The organism is Variovorax stachyos (genome assembly GCF_051400855.1).
Taxonomy (GTDB): Bacteria; Pseudomonadota; Gammaproteobacteria; order Burkholderiales; family Burkholderiaceae_C; genus Variovorax.
On sequence record NZ_JBLFFN010000002.1, the window covers coordinates 406,935 to 425,764 of the forward strand.

Consider the following 18,830-nt stretch of genomic DNA (forward strand, 5'->3'; position numbering starts at 1 on the left):
CGATGCGCGTTCATCGGTAGAGCCCCTCCGGATTGATGCGCAGCACCCTGTCCGCAACGGCTTCGCTCCCCGCCCAGTCCTTGAACATGGCGAGCAGTTGCGCAGCATCCGGCGCAGGCGTCACGCGCAGGTGCGGCCAGTCGCTGCCCCACAGCAGGCGCTCCGGGTTGGCTTCCATCAACTTCTGCTGGAACGGCCGCCCCGCTTCCTGCTCCGTTGAACCGAGCAGGTTGCGGTAGGCGCAGAGCTTGACCCAGATCCTGCCGCTGGTCAGCAGGTCGAGCAGCGTGCGAAAGCCTGCATCGTCGATGCCGGCGTTGACGTCGAAGCCGCCCATGTGGTCTATCACGACGGGGACGGGCAATTCCAGCAACCGCGGCGCGACGGCCGGCAATGCCTTGCAATCTGTCCAGAGTTCCGCATGCAGGCCGGCATCGGCCAGTGCAGGGGCCAACGCACACAGGTCGTCGAACGACGCGCTGCCCGCGAAGTTGCTACCGGGGCCGCTGCGGTGGCTGAATCGCGCGCTACGCACGCCGCGTTCATGCAAACTGGCGAGTGCCAGCGGGTCGCCGGGTTGCACCACGACTACGCCGCGCAGGGCAGGCCGCGCTGCCAGCGCATGCAGCAGCAGCGAATGGTCCTTGCCATATGCGCTCGGATGCACCAGCACCCCATGGTCGAGGCCAAGTCGTGCAAGCAGCGCCAGGTACGCTGACTCCACCGCTTCAGGCGGCGTATAGCTGCGCTGGGGGGCCAATGGAAACTGCTCATAGGGTCCGAACAGGTGGGCATGGCAATCCCAACCTGTAGCAGCACTGGCCGTTGCAGCCGTGTCGATCATTGCAGTGCGGCGTGTTGAGGCAGTGGAAACGCCGGCGCCACGCCTTCCGGCAGCGGAATCTCGTGACAGTTGAGCGTCATCGCGACCATCGTGTAGTAGCCGACCAGTGCGGTCAGCTCGACCACGGTGCGTTCGCCGAAGCGTGCGAGTGCGACCGCGTAGGTCGCGTCGGAAACCGAGTTGTGGCGGTTGAGTTCAACGGCGTAGTGGTAGACGGCAGCGTCGTCTGCCGACATGCCGGGCGGTTCAGCCTGGGCGAGAAGCGCTTCGATGATCGGTTGCTCGATGCCCGCCCTCTCGGCTTCGGCCCGATGCGCGTACCACTCGAAAGGCGAATTGCAGGCGCGGCCGGTGACCAGGATGGCGATCTCGGACAGCCGAGGCGGCAGCGTCGTGCCGTAGCGCAGCAGGGCGCCGATCGCTTGCCATTTGTCCGCGAGCTCCGGGTTGTGGAGTGCGGCCCGCAGCGGACCTTGGATCCGCCCGCGCGGTCCGGAAACGATCTTGTCGTGGACCTTGCGCTGCTCGGGGCTCATGGTCTCCGGCGCGGGCAGGGAAATTCTTGGCATGCAGGTGTCTTCCTGGGGTATCGATACCGACGAGCTTAGGGGACAAGCGCAGCATGCGCATCTGCGTGCACCGCAACGCAGCTATGCTCGCGCGGGCAAGGCAGACCCGCCGAAATGCCACATGCCGCTGCGTGCGCTGTCTTCCACGATGCCGACGATCTCCGACGCAACAGCCGCTATCGCACGGCTCGGTCCCTTCGTTTGCGCCATTGCCATGGAAACGATCCGCTGAAGCGGTGGCGAGGTAATCCGGGAGGCCTGCAGTCGGCCCTCTTGCACCTCCGCCCACACGGCGTGGATCGGCAAGACCGTGTAGAGCTTTGCCTCGGCCACTGTCGATCGCATGAGGGGAAGCGAATCGGCCTCCAGCACCGGCGCCAGCGTGATGTGCTCGTGCCGCGCCAGGGTGTCGAGCGCTGTTCGCAATCCATTCGGCGCGCCTGGCAGGATGAACGGCAGTTCATGCAGCGACGAGAACGGGATCTCGGGTGCCTTCGTCAGGCGATCGCCCGCCGGACCGATCAGGTAGCTGTCGACGGTGGCAAGGGCTTGCTCCCGCTCCTGCAAGGCATTGCCGTACCTATAAAGGATGGCGATGTCGACGCGCGCATCCGCCAGCCATTCCTCCACCTGTCCGCTCGAGCCCTCGAGAATCTTGAGTTGAATGCCGGGGTGACGCTCGCGCAACTGCTTGAACAGGCGGCCGACGATCGGATTCGTGATCGAGGGCAGCGATCCGATCGTGACCCGACCCGCAGGCTCGCGCGCCTCGCCGTGAATTTCCAGCTCGAGTTGTTCCGCATCCGAAAGCAGTGCCTTCACCAGCGGGAAGATGCGCAGGCCCACATCCGACAGGGCCACACCGCGGCCGGTGCGGTTGAACAGGCGGGCCTTGCATTCGCGCTCCAGCGCATTCAGGTGCCGGCTCAACAAGGACTGGTTGCTGTCCAGGAACAGCGCCGCACGCGTCAGGCTGCCGAGTTCTGCAATGGCGAGAAACGCGCGCCACTTCTGCAGATCGGATGTGATGTCGAGCTGGATCTGGGTGGCTTTGCCGGATTGCATGGGACATGGCTCGCAGCGAGGGAAGCGTGCGATTGTCGTCCCGCCTGCGAGCGGCATGCAAATGCCGGCTTTCCTTGGGAGCGCTGTGATCTGAGTGCTCCGCCGCACGGCAGCATCCGAAGGGCCGGATTGTTTCCGCGACATGAACGCCGAGGTGCGAAAACGCACATCCATGAGGGCCCATGCCGGCGCAAACTTCATCCCACACCAACCCGTTCAACCACCTGAAGGAATCCGACATGAACACCGCTTCCAAGCTCCTCTCCGGTTTTGCGCTCGCGATCATCGCTGCCGCAGGCGTCCAGGCAGAAACCTATGACGGCGTCGCCAAGGTCAAATCGACCCAGAGCCGTGCTGCGGTCCGCGCCGAGGGCGTCGTGGCTGCGCGCAGCGGCGACACGTTCGGCGATGTGGCCGGGCAGGGCGTCGCCAGCGTCGCCAGTTCGGTCGACCGCGCTTCGGTTCGCTCGCAAGGAATCGTTGCCGCTCGCAGCGCAAACCCGTACGCGGAAGGCTACGGCCAAGGCGTGACCCGCGTCGAATCGACTGTCGACCGCGCCAGCGCGCGCATCCAGGCCCGCGCAGCCGCGCGCGGCGATCGCCTCGCGATCTGAAACGCGACGCTCCAGAGAAGCCGGGCCAGGCCCGGCTTTTCTTCGTGCATTCATTCCGCCGGCCGGCTGCTGGCGGTCAGGTCTTCCTCAGTGCTCGCCAGGTCAATCGCGAGAGCCGGCATCAATGCGCCACTCGCCGCGGTCGCGACCCTTGCTCACGTCCGGTAGGAGCTTCCGCGCTCGCGCTCCAGCTTGCGCAGCAGTCCCGGCCACTCCAGCTTGCCGACTTCCATGAAGCCGCCGGGGCCCAGCATCTTGCGGCCCTGGGCGCGGGTGTGCCGGATGGTGGCTTCGGAAAGTTCATTCAGCGGCACGCCGCCGGCTTGTCCGTCGATCTGGAACTGGCACGCCGTCTCCAGGCGCAGCATCCAGCAGAAGGCCTCCGCGACGCTGCGTCCCACCGTCAGCGCGCCGTGGTTGCGCAGGATCAGGACACGGCCCTCGGGGCCGAGGTCGCGCACAAGGCGCTCGCGCTCGTCTTCATCGAGCGCGGTGCCCTCGTAGTCGTGATAGCCGAGGAAGTCCAGCATGACGCAGGCCTTCTGGCTCAGGGGCCGCAGGCCCATGGCCTGCATCGCGATCGCATTGTTCGCACGGGTGTGGCTGTGCATGACGCACACGAGCCGAGTCTGCGCCATGTGGATGGCGCTGTGGATGATGAAGCCGGCAGGGTTGAGCCGTGACGGGTCTCCTTGCACCACGCGACCGTCGAGGTCGACCTTGATCAGGGCGGATGCCGTCATCTCGTCGAAGAGGGTACCCAGCGGATTGACGAGAAAGTGATGCTCGGGGCCCGGCAGCATCACGGAGATGTGGGTCGAGGCCAGGTCCGACATGCCGTGCAGATCGGTCAGCTGGTAGCAGGCCGCGAGGTCGCAGCGCAGCCGCCACTCGTCGGCATCCATCCCTTCGGGCTTGGCAGGCGAAGAAAGTTGCGCGATATCGTTGTTCACTTCGTTGTCTCCTTGGCATTGGGGGCGTCGGTGCCGAGCGTTCTGGACATGGCGATCCAACGTGCGAGATCCGCCTGCACGAAAGCCTGTGTCTCGGCGGGCGGTGCGGGTTGAATGACCAGCCCCAGGTCCTTGAGGCTGCCCTGGACATCGGGTGCCGCCAGCGCTTCCGACAGGGCGCGGGCGAGCGTGGCCAGCACCTGCGGCGGCAGCCCGGCCGGCGCCATCAGGGCGAACCAGTTCGAGATGGCCAGGTCGGGCATGCCCTGTTCGACGACGGTGGGCACCTGCGGCAGCGACGCGACCCGTGTGCTCGAGGTGACGGCGATCGCCTTGATCCTGCCCGCCTGGACCTGCTGGACGACCAGCGGCACGGTCATGGCCGTGACGCCGATTTCGCCGCGCACCAGGTCCGTCATCACCTCGGGCTGGCCTCGATAGGGCACGTGCGTCAGATCGATCTTCTGCTGGCGGTTGAGCAGTTCCATCGTGAAGAAGGGCGTCGTGCCGGCGCCCGCAGAGCCATAGTTGACCTGACCCGGCCGCGCCTTCGCGTAGCCGACGAGATCGGGCAGCGAGCGCACCGGCAATCCGTTGCTCACGATGATGGCCTGGGGAATGGTGCCGATCATCCCGATCGCGCTGAACGCAGTCTGCGGCTGCCAGGACGGCGCCGCCGCGCCGGGGGGCGCCATCGTCGTGGGGCCGCTGGCCACGACCAGCGTATAGCCATCGGGGGCCGAACGCGCGACCGCCGAATAGCCGATGCTGCCTGCCGCACCCGAGCGGTTGTCGACGACGAAGCTCTGCTTGAAGCGCTCGGAAAAATGCTGTGCGAGCCGGCGCGCAATCACGTCCACGATGCCCCCGGCGGGGAACGCAGAGACGATCGTCACCGGGCGCTCCGGGTAGTCCGCAGCGGCCGCACTCCCCGGCGGCAGCACGCACGCCGCCAGGAGCAGCGCCAAGGCCCGCACGGCTGCACGACGGTGCGTGCATGCGGAAGACTTCCTGATCGCTCTGTGCATGGTCATCTCCTTCGGTTGTGCGGTGGGCGCGCAGCGCCGTCACTCCTCGCTGCGGAATCCCGAGGCTTGCACCAGGGGCCGCCAGAAGTCACGCTCCGCACTCAGCGCGCGTTTCACCGCGTCACCGGGCAGGCCCGTGGCCACCATGCCCGCGCGGGCCATTGCGCTCTTGACCTGGGCTTGCTGCATGGCCGCCACGAAGGCGCGCTCCAGGCGCTGCACGACCGCCGCGGGCGTGCCTGCAGGAACGAAAGCGCTGTAGGAGGCGTTTGCATGGTCGAAGGCGTCGATGCCGGCCTCGTGCGCGGTCGGAACGTCGGGCAGGGACGCGTTGCGGCGCGTACCGAAGACAGCCAGGATGCGCACCTTGCCGGATGGAGTTCCAGCTGGCTGGCCAGGGCATCGGTGCTCAGGGGAACGTGGCCGCCCACCAGGTCCGTCACGAGCGGCGCACCTCCCTTGTAGGCCACGGGCGTCAGCGCAACGCCCACGCTCTTGGCCATGCCGAGGACGGCGAAGTGCAGGGTGCCGCCGAGGTTGGTGAGCCCGACGCTCGCCTGTGACGGGTTGGCGCGCACCCAGCTCACGTAGTCCTGCAAGGTCTTGTACGGCCGGTCCGCACCGGCGGAAATCACCGTGGGAACCTCGACGAGATGGGCCACGGGGATGAAGTCGCGATCGACGTCGTAGGCCAGCTGCCTGTAGGTCATCGGGAAGATGACCATCGGGGCGTTGGAAGACAGGAGCACGGTCCTGCCGTCCGGCGCGGCGCGCTTCACATACTCGATGGAGATCCGCGAGGCGGCGCCGGGCCTGTTGTCCACGACCACCTGTTCCTCGCCACCGATGCGCAGTTGCTCGGCCAGCGCTCGCGCCAGCGTGTCCAGTGCGCCGCCAGGCGGAAACCCGACCACGAGGCGCAGCGGAGGGGCGCCTGCGGCCGGCACTTGCGCCTGCGCGTGCGCCGGTGCCGAGGCGACTGCCAGCGCCGCGAGGCCTGCGATCCACAAGGTGGAACGGAAAGACTGGAACACATTCATCACTGCACCTCCATGTCCGGCCAACGGGCCAAAAGATTGCTGGCAGCCTCGAACACCGCGGCCGCGGCAAGAAGATCCGACTCCCGGCGCAGGCGCCCCACCAGCTGGAGCCCGATGGGCAGTCCGTCGCGCCCGAAGCCGCAAGGGATCGTGATGGCGGGGTGGCCCGTCAGATTGAAGGGCATGGTCCAGGGGAACCAGTTGGAGCGCACCTCGTCGAAGAGCCGCCCGTCGATCTCGAGCTTGCCGAACAGGTCCTGGTCGATCGGCAGGGCGGTTCGCGCCAGCGTCGGGACCACGATGAAATCGTGCTCCTGCAGCAGCGCCTGCACCTGCCGGAAGAGCCGGGTGCGGGCGAAATTTGCTCTCTGGTAGTCCACAGCGGTGTAGTCTTTCGCGAGCGCGATCTGCTGGAGCAATGAAGGGCTCAGCCGATCCGGCTGCTCCTCGGCCATCTTGCCGAAGCGTGCCTTCCACACCGTGTGATTGATGGTGCGCCAGAGCGGCTCGATGTCGAAGTCAGACGCCGGCGGCATCTCGGCCAGTTCCGCGCCGAGGTCGCGCAACAGGCCCAGGGCCGACTCGAAGCACGACGCAACGTCGGCCGCGATCGGCTTTCCGGGTGGCACGTCTGCGAAGAGGAAGCGCTTGCCGCGCAAGTTCCTCGCCGATTGCACGGCTTGCAGGTAGTCCTCGGCCCGAGCACCGGCCGACCAGGGGTCGCATGCATCCTCGCCCGCCATCGCCTGGAGCATGAGCGCGGTGTCTGCGACCGTGCGCGAAATGGGCGTGACGTAGGTGAGATTGCCGATGACGTCCTCCGCCTGCGAATGGGGAACCAGGCCGATCGACTGCTTCAGGCCCACCACCCCATTGCAGGCCGCCGGGATCCGGGTGGAGCCGCCGCCATCCGTGGCGATTCCGATCGGTGCGAGGCCTGCCGCCACCGCAACGGCTGCACCGCCGCTCGACCCGCCGCTCGTGCGCTCGGCGTGCCAGGCATTGCGCGTGCGTCCGAACAAGGGCGCATCGGTCAGGCATTTCGATCCGAACTCGGACGTCGTCGTTTTCCCGATCAAGATGGCCCCCTGCTGCCGCAGGCGAGCGGTGGCCACTGCATCCTCGGCCGGGACGTTGTCGGCGAACAGCAGCGAACCGAAGGTGGTCTTCACGCCCGTGGTGTTGACCAGGTCCTTGCAGGCATAGGGAATGCCGTGGAGCAGCCCCGTGGGCGCTCCTCGCATGACGGCCTGCTCCGCGGCCTTGGCGTCGCGCATGGCCTCGTCCGCGCAGAGCGTGATGAAGCAATTGAGCTTCGGCTGCAGCCGCGCGGCGCGGTCCAGCACCGCCCGGGTCAGCTCCACGGGCGAGACTTCACGGCGCGTGATCGCTTCGCGAAGCCGCACGGCAGTCCAAAGGCAAAGTTCCTCGGCCATCCAGCATTCCTCTGTGAGGTGCCGGCCACGTCAGCCGGCGACAAGACAAAGAGTGCCAACGACCTGCTTGCCGGTCCAATACTCGTTCACAATTCGCGCATACCGGAATCGTATGGGCATGGACCTCAAGAGCTTGCGCTATTTCGTCGCCGTGGCAGAGGCTCGCAGCGTCGGCAAGGCTGCCCAGCGGCTGCACATTGCACAGCCGCCGTTGTCCGTCCAGATCCGCAACCTCGAAGCCCAGATCGGTACCCCGCTGTTCCTGCGCGAATCGACGGGCATGCGGCTCACCGACGCAGGGGGCGCCCTCTTCGTGCGCGCTCGCGAAGCCCTTGCCCTGGCGCACGAAGGCTTCGAGGCCGCTCGCGCGGTCGGGTCCGGGCGGCGCGGCCGGCTCACGGTGGGCTACATGTTTTCGCTGGGCTACGCCATCCTGCCCAAGCTTGTCCCGCTTCTCCATCGTGGCCTGCCGGATGTCGAACTGCAATTCGTCGAGATGAGTGCAGCCACTTGCGAAGCGCAAGTTCTGCAGCACAAGGTGACCGTGGGTCTGTGCATGCCGCCGATCCAGCGCGCGGAGGTGGCGAACACCATCGTCGGATCGCAGCCGCTGCGGCTGGCCGTACCGGCAAATTCGTCGCTCGCTCGCCTCACGTCGATTCCAATGGCACGGCTTCAGGACCAGAAGATGATCGCGCTGCCCTCACTCAAAGAGGACGCGGACACGTCGATGGTCGCCGCGTTGCTTCGGCGGCATCAGGTAACGGTGCAAGTGGTCGAGCGTGTGGAAACGGTACATGCCGCGCTGGCGCTCGTGCTCGCGGGAGAGGGCTGTGCTGTGGTTCCTGCGTGCGCTGCCGCCGGCCTTCCTTCGGGCGTCGTCGTGCGCAAGCTGGCGGGTGTCACCGAAGGCTTCGATGTCGCCGTGAGTCGGCGCCACGATGTGGACAGTCCATTCATCGAGCCGTTCATTGCCGCTGCGAGACAGGCGCTGCAATGAGGTACCGGCGGTACTCGATTCACGATCTCGCTTGCACCTCCAGGATCGCGCCGATGCCTCGCGCACAGAAAAAACCCGCCGAAGCGGGTGAAGGACAGCCCTGGTTGAGGGAGGAGGGAGGAGGAGAGTGGGCTGCCGGGATGCAGTGTCTGCCGACAACCTTAGGGGAAACTTAAAGCACTCTCAACGCTTCGGCCGGAAGTCGAGCAGCTTCATCGCCGCCGCGAGCGGCTGCCTGCACTTCCAGTAGCCGGCCCACGGGTCCGCCGTCTGGAACGACAGATGCTCGCGCGCCGTGGCGATGCTCCACTGCGCGCCGCTCCTGAGCTTCGGGACTTCCTCCCACGCGATCGGCATGGAGACGCCCAGGCCCGGCCGGGCGCGCGCGGAGAAGGCGGCGGCGGTGGTGGCGCCATGCCCGTTGCGCAGGTAGTCGACGAAGATCCTGCCGACCCGGTTGGCCGCACCGCTGCGGGCCACGAAGCGCGACGGGATGACCCGCGCCAGGTGCTGGGCGACAGCCTGCGAGAAGGCCTTGACCGTGTCGTAGTCGTGGCGCGGGGCAATGGGCACGACCACATGCAGGCCCTTGCCGCCGCTGGTCTTGACCCAGGCCTCGAGACCCAACTCCGTCAGCAAGGTCCTGACCAGCAGAGCCGCCTCCTGGACCTGGGGCCAGGCCGTGCCTTCGCCGGGATCGAGGTCGAACACCATGCGGTCGGGCCGGTCGATGGCCCTGGCCTGCGAGTTCCAGGTGTGGAACTCGATCACGTTCATCTGCGCGGCGCCCGCCAAGGCTTGCGCGGTGCCGACCTCGAGCAGCGCCTGGTGCCCGGGCCACAGCGCAGGGTCCAGCTCCCGCACGCCGGGAATGCCGATCTTCTCGCCGTGCTTCTGGAAGAAGAGCTGGCCGCCCACGCCCTCCGGCCCGCGAACGAAGGAGCAGGGCCGGCCCGCCAGGTGCGGCAGCATCCAGTCGGCGACCGAGGCGTAGTAGCGCGCCAGGTCCAGCTTGGTGAGGCCGGTGCTCGGGTCGATGACGCGCTCCGGGTTGCTGACCTGGGTGTCGCCGATGAGCGCCGTGCCCGGCGAGCGGGTCGGTGCAGTGAGCGGCCGCGCGGTCTCGCGAACCACGGCCTCGGCGGGCTTGTCGCTGCGCAGCGAGACGAAGGATGCATGCCGGATCTGCCCGTCGGGCGTCCAGGCCGCGAATTCGACCTCGGCGACGAGGCGCGGCTCGACCCATTTCTCGCTGCCGGCGGAGCGCTTCGACCAGCGCCCCGGTTCGGGCGAGCCGGTGGGAAAGGGGGCCTGGGTTCGCTTGAGCGTCGCCAGCTTCTGCTTCAGCCGCTGAGCCTCGTCGCCGCTCCAGCCGGTGCCCACGCCGCCCACCGACTGCAGCACGCCGCCGGCATCGTGGACGCCGAGCAGCAGGCTGCCCACGCGGGCAGGGTCCTCGCTGTTCTCGGTGTAGCCGCAGACCACGAACTCCTGGCGCAACCTGCACTTGAGCTTGAGCCAGGTGTCGGTGCGCCGCGAAGAATAGGGTGCGTCGCTGCGCTTGGCGATCACGCCTTCGAGGTTCATGCGCGCGGCCGAGTCGAGGATGGACGCGGGGTCGGCCTCGAAGTCGGCGCTGAAGCGCACATGCTCGGTGCCGCGCTCGTCCAGCAGGGCCTGGAGAAGCTGGCGCCGTGCGACGAGCTCGACACCGCGAAGGTCGTAGCCTTCGAGGTAGGGAAGGTCGAACAGGAAGTAGACGATGTCGGCCGTCGCGACCCGGCTTTCCAGCGCCTTCTGCAGCGCATTGAAGCTGGGCAGGCCGTCGCTGCCGAACACCACGATCTCGCCGTCCAGCCAGCCGGACTTCAGGCCGAGCTTGCCGATCTCGCGCACCAGGTCCGGCATCTTCGATGACCAGTCGTGGCCGTTGCGGGTGATGAGCGTGGCCTTGCCGGCGTCGATGCGCGCAAGCAGCCGATAGCCGTCGAACTTGATCTCGTAGAGCCAGCGTCCACTGCGCGGCACCTCGGTCGAGAGCGTGGCGAGCTGGGGCGTCAGCCGTTGGGGCAGGGGCGCCTTCACCGCGCCGGGAACGGGCGCTTCCTCGGCCTGCTTGTTCGCCTTGGAGCGCTGCGCCTTCGCGGGGACCGGTGGCTGCACATCGGCACCTCGCGCCGCGGCGAGCGGCTTCAAGGGCTTGGCGATGACGCTGTCCGGCAGCGCGCTGACGACGTCGTACTCGGACCTCGGCCGTGCGAAGGCGTCGCGCTTCTTGAACAGGATCCAGGGTTCCTGGCGCTCGCCGCCCTTGGCGATCTTCACCAGCTCCCAGAGGCCTTCCATCTTCTGGCCGTGCAGGTGGAAGACCAGCTTGCCCTTGGCCAGGCCCTCGCGCGGATCGCCCACCGGTTCCCAGGTGCCGCGGTCCCACACGATGACCGTGCCGGCGCCGTACTGCTTCGGCGGGATGGTGCCTTCGAAGGAGCCGTAGGACAGCGGGTGGTCCTCGACATGGATCGCCATGCGCTTGTCCATCGGGTCGTAGCTCGGGCCCTTCGGCACGGCCCAGGAGAGCAGGACGCCGTCGAGCTCCAGGCGGAAGTCGTAGTGCAGCCGGGTCGCGGCGTGCTTCTGGATGACGAAGGAGAGCGCCTGCGTACCGGCCTTTGCGCGTTCGCCCCGGGGCTCGGTGGTCTTGGAGAAGTCGCGCTTGGCCCAATAGCGGGCCAGGGGATCGGCTTCACGCGCAGGCATGGGCAGCGGCCGTAGCGCTCAGCGGGTCAGTCGCCGGTACGCGTTGAGGTGGCGCAGCGCGCCGCGGGCGTCGCCGAAGAGCTCCTGCAGCCGGCCCAGGTTGTAGTGTGCGTCCGCAAAGTCCGGGTCGAGCTGCAGGCTGCGCTCGTAGTTCAAGGCCGCCGCACGCAGGCGGCCGAGTTCTTCCAGCGCGATCGCATGATTGAAGAACAGCAGGGCCGAGTCGGGGCAGCGCGGCAGGGCGAATTCGTAGAGCTGCACCGCGTCGTCATAGCGCTGCAGATCGCAAAGCAGGGCACCGAGGTTGACGTAGGCGTCGACATGGTCGGGTGCCGCGGCGATGAGCGCGCGGTAGGCGGCTTCGGCCTCGGCGGGATCGGTGTCCTCCAGCGCCTCGGCGCGGGCGAACAGCTGCTGCACGTCCACGGCGCTGGGCGGGGGAGCGGCGTTCGGCTCCAGGAAGGCCACGTGCCCGTCGACCGGCGCAACCTCGAAATCCAGCAGCAGTTGCCCCGAGCCCGCTTCCCAGGTGCCCCGGCGGTCACGGACTGCGACGTCGGCCCCCACGGCCGTGATGCGCATGCCGGTCAGCGGCAGCTCTTCCGGGAGCGTGGCCCGCAGCCTGCGCAGCGAGCGCAGGATCTTGCGCGGCGGGATCTGCGCCTCCTGCAGCCCCTGGGCCGTGCGCAGCAGCATCAGGTCCTGGAAGCTGAAGCGAAACTCGTTGCGCGTGCCGCGCGTCGGGGTGACGAACCCGGCGCTCACGAGGCGCTGGATCGCCACGCGCGAGATGCCGAGCATCTGCTGCACGCGCCGCATCGTGTACGGCGACGCGGTGCCTGCAGCGCTCATCCCTTCCTGGCACGCGCGCGCGCTGGCGTCGCGGCGGGTTCTTCGCTCTTGGCGGCGCGCTTGGGCGACTTTCTCTCACCGGTCTCGAACATCGGGGAGACGTTGCCGCGCGCGGTCTTTGCGGCGGTCTTGCCAGGCGCTGCGGGAGCGGCGGGTGTGGCAGGCGTGGCGGGCGTGGCGCGCGGCTTCTTGCCGAGACTGGCCTTGAGCGCGTCCATCAGGTCGATGACCTGGCCGCTGCCCGTCTCCTCGGCGCGGGCGGAGGCCACGATGTGCTTGCCGGCAATCTTCTCGTCGATCGCGGCGAGCACGCGCTTCTTTTCCTCGTCCTCGTATTGCGTCGGGTCGTAGGTGTCTTCCGAGATCTGCTCGATCAGCTGGAGCGCGAGCTGCAGCTCGGCCGGGGACACGCTGACCTTCTCGATGTCGAGGTCCTTCATCGAGCGCACCTCGTCGGCGTAGAGCAGCTGCTGGAGGATCAGGCCATCTTCCGCGGGCCGGATCTGCACCACGTACTGCTTGGCCTTCCATGACCACTTGGCCAGGGCGCAGCGCCCGCTCTTGCGCATGGCTTCGCTGAGCAGCGCATAGGGCTTGCCGCCGCGCTTGTCGGGCGCCAGGAAGTAGGCCTTGTCGTAGTAGATGGGGTCGACCGCGCGCTCGGGAATGAAGGCGGTGATCTCGACGATGTGGCTGCTGCCTTCCTCGAGCGCCTTCAGCTCGTCCGGCGTGAAAAGGACGAAGCGGTCCTTCTCGAATTCGTAGCCCTTCACCATCTCGGAGCGCGGCACCACGCTCTGGTCCTTCTCGGAGACGTACTGCTGCTTGACGCGGGAGCCGTCCTTGGCCAGCAGGTTGAACCTGACGGTGGACGCGCTTTCGGTCGCCGAGTACAGGCGCACGGGGATGGAGACCAACCCGAAACTCAGCGTCAACGAAGCAATGGAACGTACGGCCATGGTGTTGTCCTTCGCGCCCAAATGGCGTGTGCCGCGGACGGGGTGCCGCGGCATCGCGGAATCCTATGCGCTGCCCGGCAGGCTGTCACGTAGGACCTTTCCTGCTAGCGCAATACTCGCCCGTCCGCCGTGATGCTGATCAGGTCGATGGTGCGCTGCGGATCGCGCAGGCCCGGCCGGAGGTTGATGCGGAAGCCGCCGACGTCGTAGTCGGTCATGCCGGCCATCACCCGCTGCAGGCTCGCCGGCGTGAAGGCGCGCCCCGCGCGGCGCACCGCCTCGCCGGCGGCCTTGGCGGCGATGAAGCCTTCGAGCCCCTCGTAGGAGGCCGACTGGTCCGAGTTGTCGAGGGCGGCGAGGTATTCCTTGACGATGGGGATGGCCGCGGAGCGCGGCGAGGGCACGACCTGCGCGATCACGATGCCCCGGATGTCCTTGCCGAGCGTGGCGTAGAGCGGGTCGATGCCGACGACCGAGAAGGCCATGAAGTTGCCGGTGTAGCCGCTCTTGCGCAGCTTCCGGATGGCCTCCGCCGTGGTGCCCGAGAGCGACACCAGCACGACGGCCTGCGGCGAGGCCTTGAGCACGTCGGCCAGCGCGGCATCAAGCTGGCCGCCGGCGGACGGCACCAGCGCCTGGGCCGCCAGCGGGCCGAGCTTCTGCTCGCTCATGGCCTGCTGCACCGCGGCCAGGCCGGCGCGGCCCATGGCGTCGTCGTCGCCGACCAGCGCGATGCGGGTCTGGCCGACGGTGGCGCATTGGCGCACGATCTTGATGGCTTCGTCCGCCATGCTGGGCCGCACGTGGAACACGTTGGAATGGGCCGCGGAGCGCAGGCTGTCCGCGCCGGCGAAAGGCGCGAAGAGCACGGTGCCTTGCTGGGCCGCGGCTGCGGCGCCGGCCTCGCTGCTGGCGGTGCCCACGAAGCCGAACAGCATGTCGGCCTTGTCGTTGACCAGCAAGGTGCGCGCATTCGCCGCGGCGCGCTGCGCGTCGTAGCCGTCATCGAGCTGCAGCAGCTTCAGCTGGAGGCCGCTGGCCGCGTTGGCATCGTTGAACTCGGTCGCAAAGAGACGGCAACCCGCTGCGAAGGCCAACCCGATCTCGCTGGCGGCGCCCGTCAGCGGGACGGACTGCCCCAGGACGACCGTGCGGCCCGCGGGGCGGGGGGGTTGCGCCTGGCCGACCCTGGCAAGCCCGCCGCCCAGCAGCAGCGCCGCACCTGCCTTGCCCAGCCAGAGCCTGCGTGATCGATCCATAAGGCCCTTTCGTTACATCGAACAAAAAATGTAGCAACTTCGATGCCTTTACACGAAGGTAGTAAGTCACGTTAAGACGACTTCGGTGGATCGAAGATGAGTGTTAACTATTGTTTGTATTTCGTGGCTTATTGCACGCGGCGAAAGAAGGGTCCGATGGCAACATGCTGATTGATCCCGGATGACCCTTCGGCAACCGACATGAAGAAAAAGCCCTCTGATCTCTCCCTGCTGGAAAGCGCGCTCTGCGCCATCGAACAGGTGCTGGCGCGCGCCGACAGCGACATGCAAGGGGCGCCGTACCTCGGCCCCACCATCAATCTGCCACTGGATGGCCTGCAGGACGCTGCCTCTGGCGTAGCAGATGACGGCTTGCGGGTCAGCGCCGCACAGTCGGCGATCAACATCTGCCTCGGCTCGGCCGCCGCGCTGATCGATGTGAGCCAGGCACTGATGAACCGCAGCGTGGACCGTTCGCCCCAGAGCCTGGAACGCGAGTGGCAGACCATCATCGCCCACACCAAGATCGCGAGCCGCTCGGCCTACCGCGCGGCACTCATCATGGCCGCGCAGAAGCATGTGCTGGCGGCGCAGGGCGAAGTGCAATCGGAGACGGTTTACGGCGGTCTCGCGCAGTGAGCGAGGCCCGCCTTCGAGCGGGCTCTACACGCGCACGAAGACGAGATCCCACACCCCGTGGCCCAGCTTGAGGCCGCGGTTCTCGAACTTGGTGAGCGGCCGGTAGTCCGGTTTGGGCGCATAGCCGGCGGCCGTGTTGCGCAGCAGCGGCTCTTGCGACAGCACTTCCAGCATCTGCTCGGCATAGGGCTGCCAGTCCGTGGCGCAATGCAGGTAGCCGCCGGGCGCCAGACGCTCGGCCAGCTTGTGCACCAGGGGCGGCTGGATCAGGCGCCGCTTGTTGTGCCGTTTCTTGTGCCAGGGGTCGGGGAAGAACACATGCACGCCGGCCAGCGTGCCCGGCAGCAGCATGTGGTCGAGCACGTCGACTGCGTCGTGGGCGCAGATGCGGATGTTGGAAAGCTGCTGCTCGCCGATGCGCTTGAGCAGTGCGCCGACGCCGGGCTCGTGGACTTCGCAGCAGAGAAAGTTCGTCTCCGGCTTGAGCGCGGCGATGTGCGCGGTGGCCTCGCCCATGCCGAAGCCGATCTCGAGCACGGTCGGCGCGGCGCGGCCGAAAGCGGTTTCGAGGTCGAGCGGCTCGGCGCGGTAGGGCAGCAGGAAGAGCGGCCCCAGCTCGGCGAAGGCGCGCGCCTGGCCATCGGTGGTGCGGCCCGCGCGCCGGACGAAGCTCTTGAGGCGCCGGTGCAGGGGATGGGGCGGGCCGTCGCCGGAGGGCGGGTCTCCGTCGTGCGCGGGGTCGTTGGCAGGCAGGTTCATCATCAAGGGCGCGGATTGTAGAGAGCGCGCCAGCCCTCGACCCACCCGGCCAGGGCCTCGGCCGGCGTCGATGCGTGCACGGCAGGGAGGCCGAGCACGCCGGCCGCGGCATTCAGGGCGGCCACGGCAGCGGCGGGCGCGCCGGTGTCGATCGGCGCGGCGCCGTTCTGCTTCGACAGCTTCTCGCCATCGGGGCCGAGCACCACCGGCGTGTGGAGGTAGCGCGGCTGCGGCAGCCCCAGCGCGCGCTGCAGCAGGATCTGGCGCGCAGTGTTGTCGGCGAGATCCGCGCCGCGCACCACGTCGGTCACGCCCTGGTCGGCGTCGTCCACGACGACCGCGAGCTGGTAGGCCCACGGGCCATCCGCCCGCTTGAGCACGAAGTCGCCAACCTCGCGCGCGACGTCCTGGTACTGGCAGCCGAGCCGGCGGTCGGTCCAGCAGAGCCTTTTGGAGGTCCGGGCGGCTTCGTACTGCTCGGCGGCGAAGCGCCACGCCCGCGGCGGCTTGCCGTGCAGGCCGTCGCGGCAGGTGCCTGGGTAGACGCGCTCGCCGTGCCGGTGGTGCGGTTCGCCGCGCAGCGCGAGCGCTTCGTCGATGTCCTTGCGCGAGCAGCCGCAGGGGTAGGCCAGCTGCAGGGCCTTGAGGTGTTCCAGGGCGCGTGCGTAGAGCGCGCCGCGCTGCGTCTGCCAGACCGGCGGCGCGTCGGGCAGCAGGGCGCAGGCGGCCAGCTGCGACAGGATGTACTCGCCCATGCCGGGCAGACAGCGCTCGGTGTCGGCATCCTCGATGCGCACCAGCCAGTGCGCCTGCGGCCCGCGGGCGCGCACGTCGAGCCAGCTTGCGAGCGCGGCGACCAGCGAGCCGGCATGCAGGGGACCGGTGGGCGAGGGCGCGAAGCGGCCGACGGCAGTCATGGCGCGCACGCTCCGGTCAGGCCACCTTCAGCGCCAGGCTCAGGCCTGAGAGGAAGGCGTCTTCCACGCGGTGGCCGGTGCACCAGTCGCCGGCCAGGCCGACGCGGGCCTTGGCATCCCAAAGATGCGAGGCGCCGATCGGCACCTGGGTCTGCGCCTCCGGCCAGCAGCGCGTCTGCGCATGCGAAGGCGTGGCGCGGATGCCGGTGATCTCGGAGAAGGCGCGCAGCAGCTTGGCCTCGACCCGCGCGGCATCGTCGCGCAGGTGCTCCTTGGACCAGGCCGGGCTGGCTTGCAGCGTCCAGCGCTCGATGCGCTCGCGGCCCGGCTTGGAGGATTCGCGCGCGAGCCAGGCCACGCGATGGTGGTTGCTGCGGGCGGCGTTCCATTGCGGGCCGAGATGCGACAGCGTCGGCTGGTTGGCCTGGGGGAAAGCGATCATCAAGGTCCAGCAGGGGGCGATGCGCACCGCCTCGGTCTTTTCGCGCAACGGTGCCATGGCGGCACTGCCGCCGAGCAGCGCGCGTGCGCTCCCGGGCGGGACCGCCAGCAGGACGGCGTCGAAGCCGGAGTAGACATGCCGCACATCTTCCGCACCCTCGGTGCGCAGCTGCCAGCGCTGGGCGTCGAGCGCATCGGGCTCGATGGACGTCACCCGGGTACGGGTGACGAGCGCATCGCCCAACGGCGCCGCCCAGTTCGCGACCAGGGCATCCATGCCGGGCTGGGCCACCCAGTGTTGCTCCCGGCCCGGCAAGGCAGCCTCTGCCACGCGGCCGTGCGGGTCGAGCACGCGCACGAGGTTGGCGCTCCAGGGCCGGCAGCAGCCGTCCGCGGTCTCGAGCGCGCGTGCGAAGCGCGGATCGCGCACGGTGAAGTACTGGGCGCCGCTGTCGAAGCGCCCGAAGGGCGTCGACTCGCTCGCCATGCGGCCGCCGGGAGCGGCCTCGCGCTCGAAGACGCTGACGCGGTGCCCGGCCTGGACCAGGGTGCGGGCGCAGGCCACGCCTGCAATGCCCGCGCCGACGATGGCGTAGTGGCGCGGGGCGGGGGCTCGATGGCGGTCGGCGGGCGGGCGGAGGATCATGGCGTTGTCTCTCGATCGGTGGGGTTTGGCGGGGCAGGGGCCGACTCTAACCGGCTCGACGCACCGAGGGCGCTCAGCGTCCGCGATGGCGCTCCAGCAGTGCGCGGCGCGTGCCTTCGTGCTCGAACTGCTCGAGCCACCATTTGAGCGCGCGCCCCGGCTTGCCCGCGGTGCGCTCGCGCCAGGCGCAGTGCATGGTGGCCAGCGGCGGCGCACGCTCGGTCTTGCGCTCGACCAGGTGGCCGGCCTCGATGTACGGCCGCGCCATCGGCTCGGGCAGGAAGCCGCCGCCCAGGCCGTGCAGCTGCGCCGCCAGCTTGGCTTGCATGGTGGGCACGGTGAGAACGTCCTGGCCGCTCACGAGATTGACCGTCATGCTCGGCCCGGCGCGCGAGGAGTCGGCGGCGGCCACGGCGCGATGCTGGCGCAGCACTGCGTCGGACAGCGGGCCTTCAAGACGCGCGAGCGGATGGTGCGGCGCCACTGCATAGACGAAGCGCAGGTGCCCCAGCGGTCGGCTCCTGATGCCGGTACTGCCGAAGGCGAGGCTGGACGCATCGAGCACCGCACCCACGGCCAGGTCGGCCACGCCGCTGCTGAGCGCCTCGATGGTGCCGAGCAGGGTCTCGTCGCGCAGCTTGAGGCGGGTGGGCGGATCGAGGGCGAAGAAGGCGGTGGCCAGGTCGAGCATCGGGTCGCGAGCGATCACGCTGTCGATCGCGATGGTGAGCATCGGCTCCCAGCCGGTGGCAACGCGCTTGACCCGATTGGCCACCGCATCGATCTCGTTCAGCAGCCAGGAGGCCTCGCGCAGCAGCTCGGCGCCCGCTTCGGTGAGCCTCGCCTGCCGCGCGCTGCGGTCGAAGAGCAGCACGTCGAGCGCGTCCTCGATCTGTCGCACGCGGTAGCTCAGGGCGCTCGGGACCAGGTCCAGGTGGCGCGCCGCAGCGGCGAAGCTGCCGGTGTCGACCACGGTCTGCAGCATGGCGAGCGCATCGGGGGTGAGGACGTCGCGGGCACTGTGCATGGCAAACTCGATCGTTCAAACGATT

Annotated in this window: 18 protein-coding genes and 1 pseudogene; 3 read left to right on the forward strand and 16 right to left on the reverse strand. The window is 68.5% G+C overall.

Features of this window, described 5'->3' with window-relative positions:
- Positions 1-10: 10 nt before the first annotated feature.
- The 3 genes from ACMGEZ_RS05165 to ACMGEZ_RS05175 all read right to left on the reverse strand — a co-directional run bounded on the left by ACMGEZ_RS05165 (position 11) and on the right by ACMGEZ_RS05175 (position 2,535).
- On the reverse strand, positions 11-844 hold the full coding sequence (locus ACMGEZ_RS05165; RefSeq protein WP_436821174.1) for an amidohydrolase family protein: 834 nt from the start codon (positions 842-844) through the stop codon (positions 11-13).
- A complete protein-coding gene (locus ACMGEZ_RS05170; protein WP_436821175.1) occupies positions 841-1,380 on the reverse strand; it encodes a carboxymuconolactone decarboxylase family protein in 540 nt (179 codons plus the stop codon). Before ACMGEZ_RS05170 ends, ACMGEZ_RS05165 begins: the two co-directional genes overlap by 4 nt.
- Positions 1,381-1,494: 114 nt before the next feature.
- Positions 1,495-2,535, reverse strand: coding sequence for a LysR substrate-binding domain-containing protein (locus ACMGEZ_RS05175; RefSeq protein ID WP_436821176.1), 1,041 nt, complete (start codon positions 2,533-2,535; stop codon positions 1,495-1,497).
- Between the two features lie 182 nt (positions 2,536-2,717).
- Here ACMGEZ_RS05175 and ACMGEZ_RS05180 point away from each other — a divergent pair, with 182 nt between their 5' ends.
- Positions 2,718-3,092, forward strand: a complete 375-nt coding sequence (locus tag ACMGEZ_RS05180) for a helicase SNF2 (RefSeq protein WP_436821177.1) — start codon at positions 2,718-2,720, stop codon at positions 3,090-3,092.
- 155 nt (positions 3,093-3,247) lie between these two features.
- On the opposite strand, the gene ACMGEZ_RS05185 is transcribed toward ACMGEZ_RS05180, so the two are convergent.
- The 5 genes and pseudogenes from ACMGEZ_RS05185 to ACMGEZ_RS05205 all read right to left on the reverse strand — a co-directional run bounded on the left by ACMGEZ_RS05185 (position 3,248) and on the right by ACMGEZ_RS05205 (position 7,549).
- Positions 3,248-3,997 (reverse strand): class II aldolase/adducin family protein, encoded by a 750-nt coding sequence (locus tag ACMGEZ_RS05185; protein WP_436821371.1) that lies wholly within the window; start codon positions 3,995-3,997, stop codon positions 3,248-3,250.
- Positions 3,998-4,041: 44 nt separating this feature from the next.
- Positions 4,042-5,073: a Bug family tripartite tricarboxylate transporter substrate binding protein gene (locus tag ACMGEZ_RS05190; protein ID WP_436821178.1), complete on the reverse strand. Its 1,032-nt coding sequence runs from the start codon at positions 5,071-5,073 to the stop codon at positions 4,042-4,044.
- A 39-nt stretch (positions 5,074-5,112) separates the two neighbouring features.
- A complete protein-coding gene (locus ACMGEZ_RS05195; protein WP_436821179.1) occupies positions 5,113-5,439 on the reverse strand; it encodes a Bug family tripartite tricarboxylate transporter substrate binding protein in 327 nt (108 codons plus the stop codon).
- A gap of 101 nt (positions 5,440-5,540) precedes the next feature.
- Positions 5,541-6,113: pseudogene (locus tag ACMGEZ_RS05200) on the reverse strand (tripartite tricarboxylate transporter substrate-binding protein); the annotation flags it as partial.
- A complete protein-coding gene (locus ACMGEZ_RS05205) occupies positions 6,113-7,549 on the reverse strand; it encodes an amidase (RefSeq protein ID WP_436821180.1) in 1,437 nt (478 codons plus the stop codon). The pseudogene ACMGEZ_RS05200 and the gene ACMGEZ_RS05205, both read right to left, overlap by 1 nt.
- A 118-nt stretch (positions 7,550-7,667) precedes the next feature.
- On the opposite strand from ACMGEZ_RS05205, the gene ACMGEZ_RS05210 reads away from it, so the two are divergent.
- The gene (locus tag ACMGEZ_RS05210; protein WP_436821181.1) at positions 7,668-8,549 is read left to right on the forward strand and encodes a LysR family transcriptional regulator; all 882 of its coding nucleotides are present in this window, start codon (positions 7,668-7,670) and stop codon (positions 8,547-8,549) included.
- Positions 8,550-8,732: 183 nt separating this feature from the next.
- On the opposite strand, the gene ligD is transcribed toward ACMGEZ_RS05210, so the two are convergent.
- From ligD to ACMGEZ_RS05230, 4 genes are all read right to left on the reverse strand, one after another.
- A complete protein-coding gene (gene ligD / locus ACMGEZ_RS05215) occupies positions 8,733-11,306 on the reverse strand; it encodes a DNA ligase D (RefSeq protein WP_436821182.1) in 2,574 nt (857 codons plus the stop codon).
- A gap of 18 nt (positions 11,307-11,324) precedes the next feature.
- Positions 11,325-12,158, reverse strand: coding sequence for a tetratricopeptide repeat protein (locus ACMGEZ_RS05220; RefSeq protein ID WP_436821183.1), 834 nt, complete (start codon positions 12,156-12,158; stop codon positions 11,325-11,327).
- Positions 12,155-13,117, reverse strand: a complete 963-nt coding sequence (gene ku / locus ACMGEZ_RS05225; protein ID WP_436821184.1) for a non-homologous end joining protein Ku — start codon at positions 13,115-13,117, stop codon at positions 12,155-12,157. Before ku ends, ACMGEZ_RS05220 begins: the two co-directional genes overlap by 4 nt.
- 104 nt (positions 13,118-13,221) lie before the next feature.
- Positions 13,222-14,376 carry an ABC transporter substrate-binding protein gene (locus ACMGEZ_RS05230; RefSeq protein ID WP_436821185.1) on the reverse strand — a complete coding sequence of 385 codons (1,155 nt, stop codon included), beginning with the start codon at positions 14,374-14,376 and terminating at the stop codon, positions 13,222-13,224.
- A 201-nt stretch (positions 14,377-14,577) separates the two neighbouring features.
- Between ACMGEZ_RS05230 and ACMGEZ_RS05235 the strand changes: the two genes are divergently transcribed.
- Positions 14,578-15,015 carry a hypothetical protein gene (locus ACMGEZ_RS05235; RefSeq protein ID WP_436821186.1) on the forward strand — a complete coding sequence of 146 codons (438 nt, stop codon included), beginning with the start codon at positions 14,578-14,580 and terminating at the stop codon, positions 15,013-15,015.
- Positions 15,016-15,039: 24 nt separating this feature from the next.
- Here the strand turns inward: ACMGEZ_RS05235 and trmB are convergent, their stop codons facing one another.
- From trmB to ACMGEZ_RS05255, 4 genes are all read right to left on the reverse strand, one after another.
- Positions 15,040-15,774 (reverse strand): tRNA (guanosine(46)-N7)-methyltransferase TrmB, encoded by a 735-nt coding sequence (trmB, locus tag ACMGEZ_RS05240; RefSeq protein ID WP_436821187.1) that lies wholly within the window; start codon positions 15,772-15,774, stop codon positions 15,040-15,042.
- 2 nt (positions 15,775-15,776) lie between these two features.
- Positions 15,777-16,691 (reverse strand): tRNA glutamyl-Q(34) synthetase GluQRS, encoded by a 915-nt coding sequence (gluQRS, locus tag ACMGEZ_RS05245; protein ID WP_436821188.1) that lies wholly within the window; start codon positions 16,689-16,691, stop codon positions 15,777-15,779.
- A 16-nt stretch (positions 16,692-16,707) separates the two neighbouring features.
- Positions 16,708-17,778: an NAD(P)/FAD-dependent oxidoreductase gene (locus tag ACMGEZ_RS05250; protein ID WP_436821189.1), complete on the reverse strand. Its 1,071-nt coding sequence runs from the start codon at positions 17,776-17,778 to the stop codon at positions 16,708-16,710.
- A 73-nt stretch (positions 17,779-17,851) separates the two neighbouring features.
- Positions 17,852-18,805 (reverse strand): LysR family transcriptional regulator, encoded by a 954-nt coding sequence (locus ACMGEZ_RS05255; RefSeq protein ID WP_436821190.1) that lies wholly within the window; start codon positions 18,803-18,805, stop codon positions 17,852-17,854.
- Positions 18,806-18,830: the final 25 nt, after the last annotated feature.

What these genes read in the sequence shown, in the direction of transcription:
- ACMGEZ_RS05165 (WP_436821174.1), bottom strand. Translation starts at nt 844, where the DNA reads ATGATCGACACGGCTGCAACGGCCAGTGCTGCTACAGGTTGGGATTGC.
- ACMGEZ_RS05170 (WP_436821175.1), bottom strand. Translation starts at nt 1,380, where the DNA reads ATGAGCCCCGAGCAGCGCAAGGTCCACGACAAGATCGTTTCCGGACCG.
- ACMGEZ_RS05175 (WP_436821176.1), bottom strand. Translation starts at nt 2,535, where the DNA reads ATGCCGCTCGCAGGCGGGACGACAATCGCACGCTTCCCTCGCTGCGAG.
- ACMGEZ_RS05180 (WP_436821177.1), top strand. Translation starts at nt 2,718, where the DNA reads ATGAACACCGCTTCCAAGCTCCTCTCCGGTTTTGCGCTCGCGATCATC.
- ACMGEZ_RS05185 (WP_436821371.1), bottom strand. Translation starts at nt 3,997, where the DNA reads ATGGATGCCGACGAGTGGCGGCTGCGCTGCGACCTCGCGGCCTGCTAC.
- ACMGEZ_RS05190 (WP_436821178.1), bottom strand. Translation starts at nt 5,073, where the DNA reads ATGCACAGAGCGATCAGGAAGTCTTCCGCATGCACGCACCGTCGTGCA.
- ACMGEZ_RS05205 (WP_436821180.1), bottom strand. Translation starts at nt 7,549, where the DNA reads ATGGCCGAGGAACTTTGCCTTTGGACTGCCGTGCGGCTTCGCGAAGCG.
- ACMGEZ_RS05210 (WP_436821181.1), top strand. Translation starts at nt 7,668, where the DNA reads ATGGACCTCAAGAGCTTGCGCTATTTCGTCGCCGTGGCAGAGGCTCGC.
- ligD (WP_436821182.1), bottom strand. Translation starts at nt 11,306, where the DNA reads ATGCCTGCGCGTGAAGCCGATCCCCTGGCCCGCTATTGGGCCAAGCGC.
- ACMGEZ_RS05220 (WP_436821183.1), bottom strand. Translation starts at nt 12,158, where the DNA reads ATGAGCGCTGCAGGCACCGCGTCGCCGTACACGATGCGGCGCGTGCAG.
- ku (WP_436821184.1), bottom strand. Translation starts at nt 13,117, where the DNA reads ATGGCCGTACGTTCCATTGCTTCGTTGACGCTGAGTTTCGGGTTGGTC.
- ACMGEZ_RS05230 (WP_436821185.1), bottom strand. Translation starts at nt 14,376, where the DNA reads ATGGATCGATCACGCAGGCTCTGGCTGGGCAAGGCAGGTGCGGCGCTG.
- ACMGEZ_RS05235 (WP_436821186.1), top strand. Translation starts at nt 14,578, where the DNA reads ATGAAGAAAAAGCCCTCTGATCTCTCCCTGCTGGAAAGCGCGCTCTGC.
- trmB (WP_436821187.1), bottom strand. Translation starts at nt 15,774, where the DNA reads ATGAACCTGCCTGCCAACGACCCCGCGCACGACGGAGACCCGCCCTCC.
- gluQRS (WP_436821188.1), bottom strand. Translation starts at nt 16,691, where the DNA reads ATGACTGCCGTCGGCCGCTTCGCGCCCTCGCCCACCGGTCCCCTGCAT.
- ACMGEZ_RS05250 (WP_436821189.1), bottom strand. Translation starts at nt 17,778, where the DNA reads ATGATCCTCCGCCCGCCCGCCGACCGCCATCGAGCCCCCGCCCCGCGC.
- ACMGEZ_RS05255 (WP_436821190.1), bottom strand. Translation starts at nt 18,805, where the DNA reads ATGCACAGTGCCCGCGACGTCCTCACCCCCGATGCGCTCGCCATGCTG.